The following is a 15140-nucleotide window of genomic DNA, read 5'->3' as shown; positions in this document are numbered from 1 at the left end:
GAGATTTGATAAACACATGTAAGTCAAGTAACGGGATGTAATGCGCTTATTACATGTCGCTTCACGCGCTACGCAATATCGACAAGCCTGTTTCCGCCCCTTCGGCCCACGCGTCAGCCGTGGTCTGCTCAAATACACAGCCAGTAAAAAAATCTGTTGATTTTTTACTGGCGGTAAATTCATATTGAAAAATAACAACGCCAAAAACCGGCCTTTCGGCTTCAGCCTGCCTGGAGTAACTGCACCATGTCGACCGCTTCCCCTGCCTTCGCGCACCTGTTCGAACCTTTGCAACTGCGTGGCAAACGCCTGAAAAACCGCATCATGTCCAGCGGTCACGACACCTCGATGCCCACCGACAACCTGGTCAACGAGCAACTGATCGCCTACCACACCGCGCGGGCTGAAGGCGGTGTCGGGCTGATCGTGTTGCAAGTGGCCGGCGTGCATGACAGTGCGCGGTACACCTCGCATGTGCTGATGGCCACCGACGACGCTTGCATCGAGGGCTATCGAACAATCGCTGAGCGTTGCCATGCGCACGGCACCGTGGTGCTGTCACAAATCTTCCATCCGGGTCGGGAAATCATGGAGTCCAGCGATGGCTTGCTCGCTGTCGCTTACTCGCCTTCGGCGGTGCCCAACGAGCGGTTTCGGGTGATGCCCCGTGCGCTGGATCAAGCGATGATCGACGAGATTGTCGCCGGTTACGGCGCCGCCGCCCGACGCCTGTATCAGGCCGGAATTGACGGCGTGGAAGTGGTCGCCAGCCATGGTTACCTGCCGGCGCAGTTCATCAATCCGCGGGTCAACCGTCGCACCGATGGCTACAACGGCGAACTGGAACAACGCCTGCGTTTCCTGCGCGAAGTGATCGCGGCGGTGCGCGCCAACACCGATGAACACTTCATCATCGGCCTGCGCATTTCCGCCGATGAACGCGATCCCGAAGGGCTGACCGAAGACGAGTCCCTGGCTGCCGTGCAATCCCTGCAAGTGATTCTGGATTACGTGCACGTCGTCGCCGGCACCTCGGCGTCATTAGGTGGCGCCGTGCACATCGTGCCGCCGATGGCGATCGAAGCGGCTTATCTGGCCAAGGAAGCCGGAACGTTCAAGGCCGGGCTGTCGATTCCACTGTTTGTCACCGGGCGTATCAACCAACCGCAAGAAGCCGAGCTGATCCTCGCGCGCGGCCAGGCCGATGTGTGCGGCATGACCCGCGCGCTGATCTGCGACCCGCAAATGCCCAACAAAACCGACAGCGGCCACGTCGAGGATGTGCGCGCCTGCATCGCCTGTAACCAGGCGTGCATCGGCCACTTCCACAAAGGCCTGCCGATTTCCTGCATCCAGCACCCGGAAACCGGACGCGAACTGATCTTCGGCCAGCGGCAATCCACAGCCCTTCGCAAACGCATCATGATCGCCGGCGGCGGCCCGGCCGGGATGAAAGCCGCCGCCGTGGCTGCCCAGCGTGGACATGACGTGACCCTTTACGAAGCCAGTTCGCAACTCGGCGGCCAGGTCTTGTTGGCGCAATTGCTACCGCGACGCGCCGAATTCGGCGGCGCCAGCACCAACCTGCAACGGGAAATGGAGTTGGCTGGCGTGCGTGTCGTCCGCAACACCCGCGTCGACCGGGCGCTGGTCGAACGCGAACGCCCGGACATGGTGATCGTCGCCACCGGCGCCGAACCCTATTGGCCAGCGTTCGAGCGCGGCGGTGAATTGCAGGTCGTGGATGCCTGGCAAGTGTTACGCGATGAGGTGCAAATCGGCCGCTCCGTGGTGGTCGTCGACTGGCGCGCCGACTGGATCGGCCCCGGCATCGCCGAACGTCTGGTACGCGCCGGGCACCAGGTGCAACTGGCCGTCAACGGCACCCACTGCGGCGAAAACTTGCCGCTGTACGTACGCGATCAGCTGGCCGGCGAACTGCACAAACTTGGAATCCCGATCACCCCCTACGCCCGCCTGTATGGCTGCGACGACAACACCGTCTACCTGCAACACACCGCCAGCGGCGAACCGATGCTGTTCGAAAACATCGACACATTGGTGCTCTGCCAGGGCCATCAACCCGTCGATACCCTCGGCGCCGAATTGCAGGGCTTGGTGGAGTTTCGCCGCATTGGCGACTGCCTCGCCCCGCGCACTGCCGAAGAAGCCATCTACGAAGGTTTGAAAGTCGCCTGGGAGCTTTGAGGCTGTTTTATACTCCGGGGCTTTTACACATCACCCCGGTTCGGAGCACGCCATGAGCAACAGCAGCAAGATGCCGCCTGCCGGCAGCGCGCCCACACAGGACAGCGCCACGGCAGAACCGCATTTTCTCGGCACACGGATTCGTGGGTTGCGTAAACGTCGGGGCATGACCTTGGCGGAACTGGCGCAGATGAGCGAGCTGACGGCGGGATACATCAGCCAGCTGGAACGGAACCTGGCTTATCCGTCCATTCCTGCGCTGTTCAATATCGCTCGTAGTTTGGGTGTGACCATTCAGTGGTTCTTTGCCAGCGAGGGTAATACGGCGCCTGAAGATAACGGTGTTGTAGTGCGCAAGAACACCCGGATGAGCGTGCACTATGAAGACGGGATTGTGGATCAGCTGCTGACGCCACAGCCGAATCGACAGTTGGAGATGCTGCATTCACGGTTTCCGCCCGGGACTTACAGTCAGCAGAGTTACAGCCATGAAGGGGAAGAGGCTGGATATTTGCTGTCGGGGAGTTTTGAGCTGTGGGTGGGGGAGCGGCATTTCCAGCTGAGCGAGGGGGATAGTTTCAGCTTTTCGAGCCAGGAGCCGCATCGATATGGGAACCCTGGGGAGGTGGATGCGGTGGTTATTTGGGTGATTACGCCGCCTTCGTTTTGAGGGTTCGGCGGCCTTCTCACTGCATTCAGGTGGCTCGTTCACGGCAAAAAACCGGCGTCTGGCCGGTTTTTCTTTTTGCGCACTCGTTCACAACCACCCGAACCCTTTCCCCATGACTGCCGCTAGACCCAGCGCGGCGGTAATCAAAGCGCCGAACAGTAAACGAAAATCCGTTCGGGCTTCTTGCCGCTGCTCACGAAAATCTATGCGAAGGTCACCCAGATCACGCCGGACGTATTCGATATGCGTTTCAAGTTTGGATACACGCGGTTCCAATGGGTTTACTCCTGGAGGACCTGGTGGTCTTCGTTCTTTATCGTCTCCGCCACTCCTTTTATTGCTCGGGAAGCGGTCTGGGTAATGCTCATCAAGGTTTACCAGCACAAAAGGCTCACTCATCGCAGACCTCAAGCGCAACGGTTTTGGTGCCGTCTTCAACGACGATATCTGCCAGCACGTTGAGCGAATGCAGGCGAACAAATCCGCAGTACTTGCAGTTAAGCATCACCGCCGGCGTGCCGGAGCGTAAATACTCTTTGCCACACGCCCAAGGCAACCCGACGCCCGTCGCCCCGGCCTGGAGTGGCAACTCCCACTCATCATGCTCACAGAACGGGCACTCGGTATTCTTGATTCGCTCTTTGAAAATGTTGGCTAACCGCCCGGTATCCAGATGAAGATCCCCAGGCATTGGCTTGCCTCGTGACACCCCGGTCTGATCATCGCCCTGAAAACCTTCTTCACCGCTGCTGTACATCGCTACCTCCTCCTTGAGGGAATAAATCATCGATTAACCGATCAACCAGAAGATGGTGCGTAACGTCCAGCCACCTGCTCGACCGCGAAGTCATTACGGATGTCTTCGCTGAAAACCGAATATACCTTCGATCAATCTCGGACGTATCCGCGTACGAAGTAGGAGGATTCGCTTGTTTGTGTCAGCCCGGAATTTTGCCTGTGAGATCCGTCCACGCGGTTCTTTTCGGACCTGACCAGGGTCACAGGTTTCTTTGATGAGAGGGGTCTTCAGTTGGCAAGGTCAGTGGCCATTCCGGCGTTGCCCCGGCATCGCTTTCAGGTTTTGCTTTAGGTCTGGAAATGATCGGGGCCACCAGTCTGATTACACCCCTTTCAATCAGTGAAAGAAGTCCAAAAGTAATGAAACCAAAAATCAACCCGACCACCAGAATGCTCAGTGGGTGAATTTGCACGGCGTCGGAGCTTTCCAGCATGTAGAAAAAAGCCTGAACAGTGACGGCCACGCAGGCCGCAAGGGCTGCTATCAGCTTGATAATCAACCAAAGCCGCCGCCATCTGTTCATGCTCTTCCCCGCTATCCGGTGGTTCAGCTCTTTATTGCATGATAGCTAATGACCTTGATTCAGAGTGATTCCGCACAGCATTGTTGTAATCTTCGACGCAATGGCCGAGTTCCTCTCTCCTAAAAAAACTGAACCCCAGAAACGAAAGAGCCCCGTCACTTTTCAGTTACGAGGCTTTTTTAATGTATTGCTGAGTACCGTGTGTAGCGCTACGGAGCCGCATCAACAATCGCCTGCAGGATCGGCTCGATGCTGATTAGCATGGGGGTACCACCCCTGATATCTGGTTCGCTCAGGGATCGAAATCCCAACGATTCATAATATGAAACGGCGTTCGGTGCCGCGTCCAGATACAGGCCCTTGATAGGCACCTCTTTGTGGACCTTAACCGCTTGTATGAATGTGTGCCTCAGAATTTCCTGACCGATTCCAAGCCCCTGATATCGACGATCCACGCCAAACATCACCATCCTCACAACGGGCAGTTGAGATGGCAAGTTCGACTTCTTGATAGTGGCTTTCGCAAGCGCCTTGTCAATGTGACCCAGCGAGAGCGTACCAAAGCCGACGACTTCTCCCAACGAATTGATCGCACCAATGCCTCGGATGTTCTCGCTCTTTAAGGCACGCTTCAAACCGCTCTTATAGTACTCATTCATCATGACAAGCCCACAATCGAAATCTTTCAGATAGCGGTAAGACTCAAAACGAGCTTGCAAATTATTGTCAATTTCATAAGCCGGAATCGCTTTTGTCCCCATGCTTCCCTCTCATCAGGTTCAGTAGCCCAAGCGTTGGAGCCGTATCCTCATTAAGGATCTCCAGAGCTCGGGCATAGGCTTGTTCCGACATGTCGATACGTCGATGTTTTTCCATCACCTCCTCTGCCTTTTCGAAGGCAGAGGAAATAATGAACGAGGTCATATCAAGCCCCGAGATTGAAGCGGCCTTACGGATGAACTCTTTAGCGACATCCGTGGTTTTGAGTTCAAGACGAGCATTTTTTGGTGCTTTGAGTATTTCGTTAATTTCTAACATAAGGTGTACCCGTTTTCGGAGAGTGTGTTCCCTTACTGAATGTCATTTTGTTGCTGTCCACGCTCAGAAGCATGGGTGATTTCAAAACTTCAGCTCACTCCCGGGTAATGGGAAGGCATTGAGCAATGTACGGATGCTAGCCGTACACAATGAGAGATGTCAAATGCCACCCGTACAATAACCGTACATTCCTGCACGGCCCCGCTATTAAAATATCAGCAACAAAAAAGCCCCGTAACTTTTCAGCTACGGGGCTTTTTCTATGTAATGGCGGAGAGATAGGGATTCGAACCCTAGGTACCGGTGAAGGTACAACGGATTTCGAATCCGTCCCATTCGGCCACTCTGGCATCTCTCCAACGGCGCGCATCATAACAACACTTTTGCCGGAAGCGAACCCCCTAAGCGAAATTTTTCCGTGCTATCAGATGCTTGCGTCGATTAAAGCGGTACACCCAGACGATTGGCCACTTCTTCGTAGGCTTCGATGACGTCACCGAGGCCCTGGCGGAAGCGGTCTTTGTCCATTTTCTTGCCGGTGGCCTTGTCCCACAGGCGGCAGCCGTCCGGGCTGAATTCGTCACCCAGGACGATGGAGCCGTCGGAGAAGACGCCGAATTCGAGTTTGAAGTCGACCAGCAGCAGGCCGGCGTCGTCGAACAGTTTGCTCAGGACTTCGTTGACCTTGAGCGACAGTTCTTTCATGCGAACCAGTTGCTCGGCGGTGCCCCAACCGAAGGCCACGACGTGGGATTCGTTGATGAACGGATCGCCCTTGGCGTCGTCCTTCAGGAACAGTTCGAAGGTGTAAGGGTTGAGCTTCATGCCTTCTTCGACGCCCAGGCGCTTGACCAGGCTGCCGGCAGCGTAGTTACGCACGACGCACTCGACCGGGATCATGTCGAGTTTTTTCACCAGGCATTCGTTGTCGCCCAGCAGTTTGTCGAATTGGGTCGGCACGCCGGCGGCTTCGAGTTTCTGCATGATGAAGGCGTTGAACTTGTTGTTCACCATGCCTTTGCGGTCGAGCTGTTCGATGCGCTTGCCGTCGAACGCCGAGGTGTCGTTGCGAAACAGCAGGATCAAGCGGTCAGCGTCGTCGGTCTTGAAAACCGATTTGGCTTTGCCGCGGTAGAGTTCTTCACGTTTTTCCATGATGGGCTCCGCTTGCTAAGTAGGTGGGCTAGGCGATGTGTCGCCAGTCGAGCCCTGAATCTTGATCGGCCAGTTGCAGCCAGTCCGGGTCGCACCCGAGGGTGTCGACAAAACATTGCCGGGCCAGCTGCGGCAGGTTGTTCTTGCTGCTCAGATGGGCCAGGACCAGGTGTTGCAGGCCTTGCCAGCCCAACTCAGACACCAGGAATGCCGCCTGGTGGTTGTTCAAATGTCCCAGTTCACCGCCCACCCGCTGCTTCAAGAAGTACGGGTAGTGACCGCGAGCGAGCATGTCACGGCAATGGTTGGACTCGATCATTAACGCATCGAGGTCCCGATAGCCGTCCAGCACCTTGTTGCAATACGAACCCAGGTCGGTCAGCAGGCCGAAGCGCCGCTCACCGTCGCTGAAGACGTACTGCGTCGGTTCCTGTGCATCGTGGGCCACGGCAATGACGCCGATGCTCAGTGCGCCGATCTGCAGTTGCTCGCCGCCGGCCAGAAGGCCAGTCGGTTCAATCGGTTTGCGCATCCCGCGCAGGGTGCCACGACTGAGGTAGACAGGCAGATTGTAGCGCCGAGACAGCAAACCCACGCCATGCACGTGGTCGGCATGTTCGTGGGTCACGAGTATCGCGCTCAACTGCGTAGGGTTCACACCCAGGCGCAGCAGGCGTTTTTCGGTTTCCCGCAGGGAGAAACCACAATCCACCAGCACATACGTGTCAGCGCTGGCTATCAGCGTGCCGTTCCCTTGGCTACCGCTGCCGAGAACGGCAAAACGCATGTGATCAGCCCAGGTTGTCCTGAATCACGCTCAACACTTTGCGCGCCACTTCTGCCGGCGCCACGGTGTTGATGTTTTTCTCGACGGTGACCTGGACGTTGTCGCCAACCTTGCTCAGGCGAACCTGATAACGCTCGGCACGGGCTTCAACTTCTTCCTTGCTAGGCGCGCTGCCGAACAGGCCGCTGAAGAAACCAGGTTTCTCGTCTTTCTTCTCGGCTTTTTCGGAAAGGTTGATGTAGTACAGGCCCAGGCTGCGGTTGATGTCTTCAACGCGCCATTCGCCCTGTTCCAGCGCACGACCGACGCTCGACCAGGCACGATCAAGGTCGTTGCCGACGTTCAGAACCGGGTTGCCGCTGCCGTCTTCGCTCAGGCTGACACGACTTGGCGTATCAAAATCACGCGAAGCCAACATGGAGACCGACCCGCCCTTCTCCGAGATGCGGCTCATGCTTGCGAGCATGTCGTCGACCAGTGCCGCGTCCAGGCCAGTGTTGACCGAACGGTTGGTGAAAGCCACGTCGGCGGTGCTGCCGGCAGGACGTTCGGCGCTGACCACGTAGACTTCGCTGGTGTTGCGCTGCACGCCTGGCTCGATACGCACACGAACACGGGTTTCGCTGTCAGTGCTGACACCGGCGGCGCTCAGGCGCTTGGCCATCGCTGCGGACAGTTCGTCGGAATGCTGCCAGGTGGTGGTGAATTCGCCGGTTTGCGGCTTCTGTTCGTCCAGACGGAAACCGTTGTCCTGGAAGAACTGCACAGCCACTGGCCAGACTTCGGCAGGTGGGTTCTGGGCGACGATCCAGCGCGAATCACCGGTCTTCTGCAGGGAGTAGGCGCTGGCGTCGGCCCCTGCCGTCAACGGCTGTGGACGCGGCACGATGTACTCGCCCTTCGCGGTGTCATCGGCCACGTTGCGCGGGATCGGCAGCAGCGGATCCAGACGTTTGGCGGTGCTGACATCCGTTGGCAATTGCATAGGTGCAGTCTGTTGCGCTTCCAGGTAATCGCTACCACGGTCACGGAAATAACCTTCCGGGCCCCAGACCCATCCGCAGCCACTGGTGCTGGAGATAATCAAGGCAAGTGCGGAAAGTCCGGCCAATCGCTTCATGCGTAGTGCTTCCTCAATTAAACCAGTACGCCGGACTGGCGCATGGCCTGCCGCAGCGGTTCGTGACAGGCAGCGCTGAGCCAGGTGAGCGGCAGACGGATACCGTCCGGCATCAAGCCCATTTCATGCAGTGCCCATTTCACGGGGATAGGGTTGGATTCGATAAACAGGGTTTTATTGAGCGGCATCAGCTTTTCGTGAATCGCGCGGGCCGTGACGGCGTCGCCTTTCAGGGCAGCGTTGCACAGGTCGCTCATGTCGCGCGGGGCGACGTTGGCGGTGACCGAAATGTTGCCTTTGCCGCCAAGCAGGATCAGCTCGACTGCGGTGGCGTCATCACCGGACAGCACTACGAAGTCTTTGCTGACGCCGTCGATGATGGCTTTGGCACGGGTCAGGTCGCCGGTGGCTTCCTTGATGCCGATGATGTTTTTCACGGTCGACAGGCGGATTACGGTTTCGGTCAGCATGTCGCAGGCCGTACGACCCGGCACGTTGTAAAGAATCTGCGGGATGTCGACGGCTTCGGCGATGGCCTTGAAGTGCTGGTACAAGCCTTCCTGGGTCGGCTTGTTGTAGTACGGCGTGACCAGCAGGCAAGCATCGGCGCCGGCGGTCTTCGCATTGGTGGTCAGCTCGATGGCTTCGCGCGTCGAGTTGGCGCCGGTACCGGCGATCACCGGAATGCGCCCTGCCACTTGCTTCACCACGTAACGAATCACTTCGATGTGCTCGTTCACGTCAAGGGTGGCCGATTCGCCTGTAGTGCCGACCGCCACGATCGCGTGGGTGCCGTTCTGCAGGTGAAAGTCCACCAGTTTGCTCAGGCTGTCCCAGTCGAGACGACCTTGTGCATCCATGGGTGTGACCAGTGCCACCATACTGCCCGCAATCATGCAACCGCTCCTGCCGGAAAAAGAGAGCGGTAATGGTACTGGCGCCAAGATGCTTGTACAAGCAAAGTACTGCGCTGCCGCCATTCCCCTTGGCGCTGCTTTTCGCTACCCTTCAGACTTTGATCGGTACTGATAAGCTCGTACGCCGGGTTTCAGCCTCCATTTTCGGCATCACAAGCCCCGATCCAGCGTTGCCACCCCTCGCTCTTGCCTTATGGAGCACGTTGCAACCTTCGGCCCGGGTTTTCTGAATTCGCATCCGCAGGCTCGCCCCCGGTAGTAAAAGCCCGTAAAAGTATCGACCGCTCATCGCTTTAGGAATGCTGCATGTCCACCCCCACAGTTCGCGAACAATTCCTTGTCATCAGTGCCCTCGGCGCCAACCCCATGGAGCTGACTAACGTCCTGTGCCGCGCCAGCCATGAAAACCGCTGCGCCGTGGTCACTTCCCGCCTGACCCGTCATGGCGAGTGCAGCGCGTTGATCCTCGAGATCTCCGGCAGCTGGGACGCCCTGGCGCGCCTGGAAGGCAGCCTTTCAGGCCTCGCCAAGAAGCACGCATTCACCGTTAACGTGGTGCGTAGCGCGGCGCTGGAGAATCGTCCTCAGGCCTTGCCTTACGTCGCTTATGTCAGCTCGGCCTATCGTTCGGACATCATCAACGAGCTATGCCAGTTCTTCATGGACCACAACGTCGAGCTGGAAAACCTGACTTGCGACACGTATCAGGCGCCGCAAACCGGCGGCACCATGCTCAACGCCACGTTTACCGTGACGCTGCCGGCCGGCGTGCAGATCAGCTGGCTGCGCGATCAGTTCCTGGATTTCGCCGACGCGCTGAACCTGGACGCGCTGATCGAACCGTGGCGCCCACAAAACCCAATGTAAGGAAGCTTTCATGGCCGTTGCCATCGACCAACCGGTTGCCGACTTCGAAGCACCCGCCACCAATGGACAGACCGTCAGCCTCGCGGGCCTTAAAGGCAAGCAGGTTGTGATCTACTTCTATCCGAAGGACAGCACACCGGGCTGCACCACTCAGGGTCAGGGCTTTCGCGATCAGCTGGACGCCTTTAAAGCGGCCAACACTGAAGTGTTCGGCGTGTCGCGCGACAGCCTGAAATCCCACGAAAACTTCAAGGCCAAGCAGGCGTTCACCTTTGAGCTGATCAGCGACAAGGAAGAAGCGCTGTGCCAGTTGTTTGATGTAATCAAGCTGAAGAAGCTGTATGGCAAGGAGTACATGGGCGTTGATCGCAGCACGTTCCTGATTGATAAGGACGGTGTGCTGCGTCAGGAATGGCGCGGTGTGAAGGTGCCGGGGCATGTGGATGCGGTGTTGGCTGCGGCTCAGGCTCTCAATAAAGCCTAAGATTCTGGCGTCTGTTCTGACGCCATCGCGGGCAAGCCCGCTCCCATAGGGTTTGCGTTAATCCTGTGGGAGCGGGCTTGCTCGCGAAGAGGCCCTCAGCCTCACTGAAAAAAATCAGGGTTATCCGTTAAAGCAACGGTGCCACCACCGGTTCCTTCCGCGGCCAGGCATCCAGCACAGCTTTAAACAGCGTCGCCAGCGGAATCGCAAAGAACACACCCCAAAACCCCCACAACCCACCAAACAACAACACCGCGCAGATAATCGCCACCGGATGCAGGTTGACCGCTTCCGAGAACAACAGCGGCACCAGCACATTGCCGTCCAGGACCTGGATAATTCCATAGACCGCCATCAAATAGATGAACTGATCACTCCAGCCCCACTGGAACAGCGCAATCAGCAGGACCGGCACGGTCACCACTACCGCTCCGACATACGGCACCACCACCGACACGCCCACCAGCAATGCCAGCAGCGCCGCATAGTTGAGCCCCAGGACAACAAAACCGATGTAGGTCGCGCCACCGCAAATGACGATCTCGATGCCTTTGCCGCGAATGTAGTTGGCAATCTGCCGGTTCATTTCGTGGGCAACCCGGGTAATCAGCGCCCGTTCACGGGGCAGATAGCCGCGCACCCACTGGCCAATCATCTCGCGGTCCTTGAGGAAGAAGAACACCAGGATCGGCACCAGCACCAGATAGATCATGATGTTCACCAGCAACGGCAGGCTCGACAGCGAGAACGTCAGCGCCCACTGACCGAAGTTACCGATCTCGCCCCGCGCCACTTCGATGGCCTGCAACACTTGCTCGTCCGATACCAGGTGCGGATAACGCTCGGGCAGCAGTAACAGCAGCGATTGCCATTTGGCAAGCATGCCGGGCAGTTCATTGAACAGCGTAATCAGCTGATGCCAGAGCAACGGCACCACGACAACAATGTACACCAGCAACACGCCCATGAACAACGCGAAGACCAGCCCCACCGCCACCCCGCCGGGGATGCGCAGGCGTTCGAGGGTGACGACCAGGCCTTGCATCAGATACGCCAGCACCATCCCCGCCAGCACCGGTGCGAGCATGCCGCCCAACGTGAGCACGGCGGTAAAGGCCAGAAACAACAGCACGGCCAGCACCACGGCTTCTTCATCGGAAAAGTAGCGCTGAACCCAGTCGCGTAACACCTTGAACATCAATAATCCTTAGAAACGAACGCAGCAGGTTTCAGGCTTTTTTCAGCCAGTAGCGGTAAACACCCGCCTCATCTTCTTCGCGAAGCAGCGTATGACCGGCCAATCGGGCAAAGGTGCGAAAGTCGCGCTGGGAACCCGCATCGGTGGCGATCACCTTGAGCACCGCGCCACTGGCCATTCGATTGAGCTCCAACTTGGCCTTGAGCAACGGCAAAGGGCAATTCAGGCCACTGGCGTCCAGTTCGGCGTCATGGGCTACAGCGTCGGTCATTACATCGCTCCGGGTCAGGTGGTGGAGCTGCCTAGAATATCTGGTCCCAAGCCAAGTGTCCGGCTACAGTAAGGTCTTTGTCGACTAAGGCTTTGTGCATGACTTTTTTGCGCCCTACCCTGCTGACGCTCGCTTGCCTGCTCGCCTCACCGGGCTTCGCCGACGACCTGCCGTCACTCGGCGACGCCAGTTCTGCCATTGTCTCGCCGCAACAGGAATACCAATTGGGCCGTGCGTGGCTGGCACTGTTGCGCAGCCAGGTCTCGCAGCTCAACGATCCGCAGCTCAAGGATTACGTCGAATCCAGCGTTTACCGACTGGTGGAAACCAGCCAGGTCAATGACCGACGCCTGGAGTTCATCCTGATCAACAGCCCCCAGCTCAACGCCTTTGCGGCGCCGGGCGGGATTGTCGGGGTCAACGGCGGTCTGTTCCTCAATGCCCAGACCGAGGGCGAATACGCTTCGGTACTGGCGCACGAATTGGCTCACTTGTCGCAGCGCCACTTTGCCCGTGGCGTTGAAGCCCAGCAGCGCATGCAAGTACCGATGATGGCGGCTCTGCTGGCCGGTATCGTCATTGCGGCTGCCGGTGCCGGTGACGCCGGGATCGCGGCGATTGCGGGTACTCAGGCGGCGGCGATCCAGGAGCAGCGCCGGTTCTCGCGCCAGAACGAACAGGAAGCCGACCGCATCGGCATCCTTAACCTGGAAAAGGCCGGTTACGACCCGCGGTCGATGCCGACCATGTTCGAGCGGTTGATGCGTCAATACCGCTTCGACGCCAAGCCGCCGGAATTCCTGCTGACTCACCCGGTTACCGAATCGCGGATCGCCGACACCCGCAACCGCGCCGAACAGGCCAAACCGGGCGGCGTCGAAGACACCATGCGTTATCAGTTGATTCGTGCACGCGTTCAGCTGGTCTATGAAGAAACCCCGGGCTTGGGCGCCAAGCGCTTTCGCGCGCAACTCGATGAGAACCCCAAAAACGATGTCGCCCGGTATGGTCTTGCGATCGCTCAGATCAAGGGCGGCCAGTTGAATGAAGCTCGCGAGAACCTCAAGCTGCTGCTTGCCAAATCACCGAACGAGATCATCTATAACTTGGCGCAGGTCGATCTGGACATCACCAACAATCGTCTGCCCGATGCTCAAACACGGGTTGACCGGATGTTGACCCAGTACCCCGGCAACTATCCGCTGAACCAGGTGCGTGTCGATCTGCTGCTGAAACAAAACCGCGCCGCCGATGCCGAGAAGGCACTCGAAGGGCTGCTCAAGTCGCGCCCGGACGATCCGGACGTGTGGTACCAGGTGGCCGAGACGCGCGGCCTTTCAGGCAACATCATCGGCCTGCATCAGGCTCGCGCGGAGTACTTCGCCCTGGTGGGCGACTATCGTCAGGCCATTCAGCAACTGGACTTCGCCAAGCGCAAGGCCGGCACCAACTTCCCATTGTCGTCGCGTATCGACGCCCGCCAGCGTGAGCTGATGGAGCAGGAGCGCATGGTCAAGGACATGATGGGCTGATCGGCTTCCGGAACATAAAACGCAGACACAAAAAAACCGCCTCTTTCGAGGCGGTTTTTTATTCAGCCGACAACCGGTTTATTCAGCCAGTTTGAAGGTGATGAAGCTGGCACGACCTTGACGCAGAACCCGCATGGACACCGAACGATTCTTCGGCAGTGCCTTGGCGATTTCAGCGAACTCTTTGCTGTCGTTGATTGCCTGGTTGTTCAGGTGAGTGATCACATCATTGGGCTGCAAGCCGATGAGCGATGCAGGACCGTCCTGAACTTCCTTGATCACCACACCACCTTTGAGGTCGTAGGTTTTCTTCTGCTCAGCAGTCAGATCCGCGACGGCAACACCCAGACGATTGCTGTTGGTTTCAGCACCGGACTTGAGCTTCGAGTCCAGCTCTTTACCTTCGTCAGGGATGGCGCCAACCGTCAGCTCGACATTCTTGCGCTTGCCGTCGCGAATCACTTCAAGTTTGGCCTTCTCGCCTGCTTTCAGTGCGCCCACCAAGTGCGGCAGATCGGCAGACATGACGATCGGTTGACCGTTCATGCTCAGGATCACGTCGCCGACTTGCAGATCACCCTTGGCAGCCGGGCCATCTTCCTGGATCTGAGCTACCAGCGCACCGGCCGGCTTCTCAAGACCGAACGACTCGGCCAGATCTTTGTTCACTTCCTGGATCACCACACCCAACCAGCCACGGCTGACTTTGCCGCCACTTTTCAGCTGATTGGAAACGTCCATGGCCACATCGATAGGGATCGCGAACGATACGCCCATGAAGCCACCGGAACGGGTGTAGATCTGCGAGTTGATCCCGACCACTTCACCGGCCAGGTTGAACAGCGGACCACCTGAGTTACCCGGGTTAATAGGCACGTCGGTCTGGATGAACGGCACATAATTTTCGTTCGGCAGGCTACGACCGACAGCGCTGACGATGCCTTGGGTCACGGTATGGTCGAAACCGAACGGCGAGCCGATCGCTACGACCCATTGGCCGGCCTTCAGGTCCTGGGATTTGCCCAGTTTCAGGACTGGCAGATCCTTGCCTTCGATTTTCAGCAACGCCACGTCGGAACGTGGATCGGTCCCAACCAGCTTGGCTTTCAACTCACTGCGGTCGGAGAGACGAACGAGAATTTCGTCGGCATCGGCGATCACGTGGTTGTTGGTCAGGATGTAGCCGTCAGGCGAGATAATGAAACCAGAGCCCAGGGACTGCGCTTCACGCTGGCGATCACCGCGAGGCGAGCGTGGCTGCTGCGGCATGCCCCGCTCGAAAAACTCTCGCAGCGCTGGCGGCAAGCCTTCCAGGTCGGGCATCTGACCGGACACTTTACGGTCCGGCAGCTTTTGCGTGGTGCTGATGTTTACCACCGCGGGCGAGGCTTGCTCGACCAATTGAGTGAAGTCAGGCAACTCGACTGCTTGAGCAGTGACCGCCTGACCGAGCACCAGCACGGTGGCAAAAATGGAAAGATAAGACTTCAAGCGTGGTATCGACATACGGCTCCCGTTACGACGAGCATGGTTAAGCGATATGGAGCAAGGAACACCGGGAAAGATACGCC

Annotated in this window: 17 protein-coding genes and 1 tRNA gene; 5 read left to right on the top strand and 13 right to left on the bottom strand. The window is 57.9% G+C overall.

The window, feature by feature from the left end; translation table 11 throughout:
- Positions 1-246 precede the first annotated feature (246 nt).
- The gene (locus ACA070_RS06880) at positions 247-2208 is read left to right on the top strand and encodes an oxidoreductase (RefSeq protein ID WP_497450545.1); all 1962 of its coding nucleotides are present in this window, start codon (positions 247-249) and stop codon (positions 2206-2208) included.
- A 70-nt stretch (positions 2209-2278) separates the two neighbouring features.
- Entirely contained in the window at positions 2279-2878 is a 600-nt protein-coding gene (locus tag ACA070_RS06875) for a cupin domain-containing protein (protein WP_497451920.1), read from the top strand.
- Between the two features lie 87 nt (positions 2879-2965).
- Here ACA070_RS06875 and ACA070_RS06870 read toward each other — a convergent pair whose 3' ends face one another.
- The 10 genes from ACA070_RS06870 to dapA all read right to left on the bottom strand — a co-directional run bounded on the left by ACA070_RS06870 (position 2966) and on the right by dapA (position 9196).
- A complete protein-coding gene (locus ACA070_RS06870; RefSeq protein ID WP_497450544.1) occupies positions 2966-3277 on the bottom strand; it encodes a hypothetical protein in 312 nt (103 codons plus the stop codon).
- The gene (locus ACA070_RS06865) at positions 3270-3635 is read right to left on the bottom strand and encodes a hypothetical protein (RefSeq protein WP_497450543.1); all 366 of its coding nucleotides are present in this window, start codon (positions 3633-3635) and stop codon (positions 3270-3272) included. Before ACA070_RS06865 ends, ACA070_RS06870 begins: the two co-directional genes overlap by 8 nt.
- Positions 3636-3876: 241 nt before the next feature.
- Positions 3877-4200: a hypothetical protein gene (locus tag ACA070_RS06860; protein ID WP_497450542.1), complete on the bottom strand. Its 324-nt coding sequence runs from the start codon at positions 4198-4200 to the stop codon at positions 3877-3879.
- Positions 4201-4409: 209 nt separating this feature from the next.
- Positions 4410-4961, bottom strand: coding sequence for a GNAT family N-acetyltransferase (locus tag ACA070_RS06855; RefSeq protein ID WP_497450541.1), 552 nt, complete (start codon positions 4959-4961; stop codon positions 4410-4412).
- Positions 4933-5238, bottom strand: a complete 306-nt coding sequence (locus tag ACA070_RS06850) for a type II toxin-antitoxin system TacA family antitoxin (RefSeq protein ID WP_497450540.1) — start codon at positions 5236-5238, stop codon at positions 4933-4935. Before ACA070_RS06850 ends, ACA070_RS06855 begins: the two co-directional genes overlap by 29 nt.
- 268 nt (positions 5239-5506) lie before the next feature.
- A tRNA-Ser gene (locus ACA070_RS06845) sits at positions 5507-5596 on the bottom strand.
- A gap of 83 nt (positions 5597-5679) precedes the next feature.
- A complete protein-coding gene (purC, locus tag ACA070_RS06840) occupies positions 5680-6393 on the bottom strand; it encodes a phosphoribosylaminoimidazolesuccinocarboxamide synthase (protein WP_008034929.1) in 714 nt (237 codons plus the stop codon).
- 28 nt (positions 6394-6421) lie between these two features.
- The gene (locus ACA070_RS06835; protein ID WP_497450539.1) at positions 6422-7180 is read right to left on the bottom strand and encodes an MBL fold metallo-hydrolase; all 759 of its coding nucleotides are present in this window, start codon (positions 7178-7180) and stop codon (positions 6422-6424) included.
- A 4-nt stretch (positions 7181-7184) separates the two neighbouring features.
- A complete protein-coding gene (gene bamC / locus ACA070_RS06830) occupies positions 7185-8300 on the bottom strand; it encodes an NlpB/DapX family lipoprotein (RefSeq protein ID WP_497450538.1) in 1116 nt (371 codons plus the stop codon).
- 17 nt (positions 8301-8317) lie between these two features.
- Positions 8318-9196 (bottom strand): 4-hydroxy-tetrahydrodipicolinate synthase, encoded by an 879-nt coding sequence (gene dapA / locus ACA070_RS06825; RefSeq protein ID WP_131060374.1) that lies wholly within the window; start codon positions 9194-9196, stop codon positions 8318-8320.
- A 327-nt stretch (positions 9197-9523) separates the two neighbouring features.
- On the opposite strand from dapA, the gene ACA070_RS06820 reads away from it, so the two are divergent.
- Positions 9524-10084, top strand: coding sequence for a glycine cleavage system transcriptional repressor (locus ACA070_RS06820; protein WP_109628402.1), 561 nt, complete (start codon positions 9524-9526; stop codon positions 10082-10084).
- Between the two features lie 10 nt (positions 10085-10094).
- Complete coding sequence (locus tag ACA070_RS06815) at positions 10095-10568, top strand: peroxiredoxin (RefSeq protein WP_010462257.1); 474 nt, start codon at positions 10095-10097, stop codon at positions 10566-10568.
- Between the two features lie 127 nt (positions 10569-10695).
- Here ACA070_RS06815 and ACA070_RS06810 read toward each other — a convergent pair whose 3' ends face one another.
- Positions 10696-11766 (bottom strand): AI-2E family transporter, encoded by a 1071-nt coding sequence (locus ACA070_RS06810; RefSeq protein ID WP_497450537.1) that lies wholly within the window; start codon positions 11764-11766, stop codon positions 10696-10698.
- A gap of 31 nt (positions 11767-11797) precedes the next feature.
- A complete protein-coding gene (locus ACA070_RS06805) occupies positions 11798-12037 on the bottom strand; it encodes a sulfurtransferase TusA family protein (protein WP_028621876.1) in 240 nt (79 codons plus the stop codon).
- 98 nt (positions 12038-12135) lie between these two features.
- On the opposite strand from ACA070_RS06805, the gene ACA070_RS06800 reads away from it, so the two are divergent.
- Positions 12136-13569, top strand: a complete 1434-nt coding sequence (locus ACA070_RS06800) for a M48 family metalloprotease (protein WP_403098978.1) — start codon at positions 12136-12138, stop codon at positions 13567-13569.
- Between the two features lie 78 nt (positions 13570-13647).
- On the opposite strand, the gene ACA070_RS06795 is transcribed toward ACA070_RS06800, so the two are convergent.
- Entirely contained in the window at positions 13648-15075 is a 1428-nt protein-coding gene (locus tag ACA070_RS06795; RefSeq protein WP_497450536.1) for a DegQ family serine endoprotease, read from the bottom strand.
- Positions 15076-15140: the final 65 nt, after the last annotated feature.

It is taken from the genome of Pseudomonas sp. LBUM1678 (assembly GCF_059695575.1).
Note: the sequence above shows the minus strand (reverse complement) of the source record. Positions and strands in the feature narration are given on the sequence as shown.

What these genes read in the sequence shown, in the direction of transcription:
- ACA070_RS06800 (WP_403098978.1), top strand. Translation starts at nt 12,136, where the DNA reads ATGACTTTTTTGCGCCCTACCCTGCTGACGCTCGCTTGCCTGCTCGCC.
- ACA070_RS06810 (WP_497450537.1), bottom strand. Translation starts at nt 11,766, where the DNA reads ATGTTCAAGGTGTTACGCGACTGGGTTCAGCGCTACTTTTCCGATGAA.
- ACA070_RS06850 (WP_497450540.1), bottom strand. Translation starts at nt 5,238, where the DNA reads ATGTTAGAAATTAACGAAATACTCAAAGCACCAAAAAATGCTCGTCTT.
- ACA070_RS06875 (WP_497451920.1), top strand. Translation starts at nt 2,279, where the DNA reads ATGCCGCCTGCCGGCAGCGCGCCCACACAGGACAGCGCCACGGCAGAA.
- ACA070_RS06805 (WP_028621876.1), bottom strand. Translation starts at nt 12,037, where the DNA reads ATGACCGACGCTGTAGCCCATGACGCCGAACTGGACGCCAGTGGCCTG.
- ACA070_RS06815 (WP_010462257.1), top strand. Translation starts at nt 10,095, where the DNA reads ATGGCCGTTGCCATCGACCAACCGGTTGCCGACTTCGAAGCACCCGCC.
- purC (WP_008034929.1), bottom strand. Translation starts at nt 6,393, where the DNA reads ATGGAAAAACGTGAAGAACTCTACCGCGGCAAAGCCAAATCGGTTTTC.
- dapA (WP_131060374.1), bottom strand. Translation starts at nt 9,196, where the DNA reads ATGATTGCGGGCAGTATGGTGGCACTGGTCACACCCATGGATGCACAA.
- ACA070_RS06860 (WP_497450542.1), bottom strand. Translation starts at nt 4,200, where the DNA reads ATGAACAGATGGCGGCGGCTTTGGTTGATTATCAAGCTGATAGCAGCC.
- ACA070_RS06855 (WP_497450541.1), bottom strand. Translation starts at nt 4,961, where the DNA reads ATGGGGACAAAAGCGATTCCGGCTTATGAAATTGACAATAATTTGCAA.
- ACA070_RS06865 (WP_497450543.1), bottom strand. Translation starts at nt 3,635, where the DNA reads ATGTACAGCAGCGGTGAAGAAGGTTTTCAGGGCGATGATCAGACCGGG.
- bamC (WP_497450538.1), bottom strand. Translation starts at nt 8,300, where the DNA reads ATGAAGCGATTGGCCGGACTTTCCGCACTTGCCTTGATTATCTCCAGC.
- ACA070_RS06880 (WP_497450545.1), top strand. Translation starts at nt 247, where the DNA reads ATGTCGACCGCTTCCCCTGCCTTCGCGCACCTGTTCGAACCTTTGCAA.
- ACA070_RS06795 (WP_497450536.1), bottom strand. Translation starts at nt 15,075, where the DNA reads ATGTCGATACCACGCTTGAAGTCTTATCTTTCCATTTTTGCCACCGTG.
- ACA070_RS06870 (WP_497450544.1), bottom strand. Translation starts at nt 3,277, where the DNA reads ATGAGTGAGCCTTTTGTGCTGGTAAACCTTGATGAGCATTACCCAGAC.
- ACA070_RS06835 (WP_497450539.1), bottom strand. Translation starts at nt 7,180, where the DNA reads ATGCGTTTTGCCGTTCTCGGCAGCGGTAGCCAAGGGAACGGCACGCTG.
- ACA070_RS06820 (WP_109628402.1), top strand. Translation starts at nt 9,524, where the DNA reads ATGTCCACCCCCACAGTTCGCGAACAATTCCTTGTCATCAGTGCCCTC.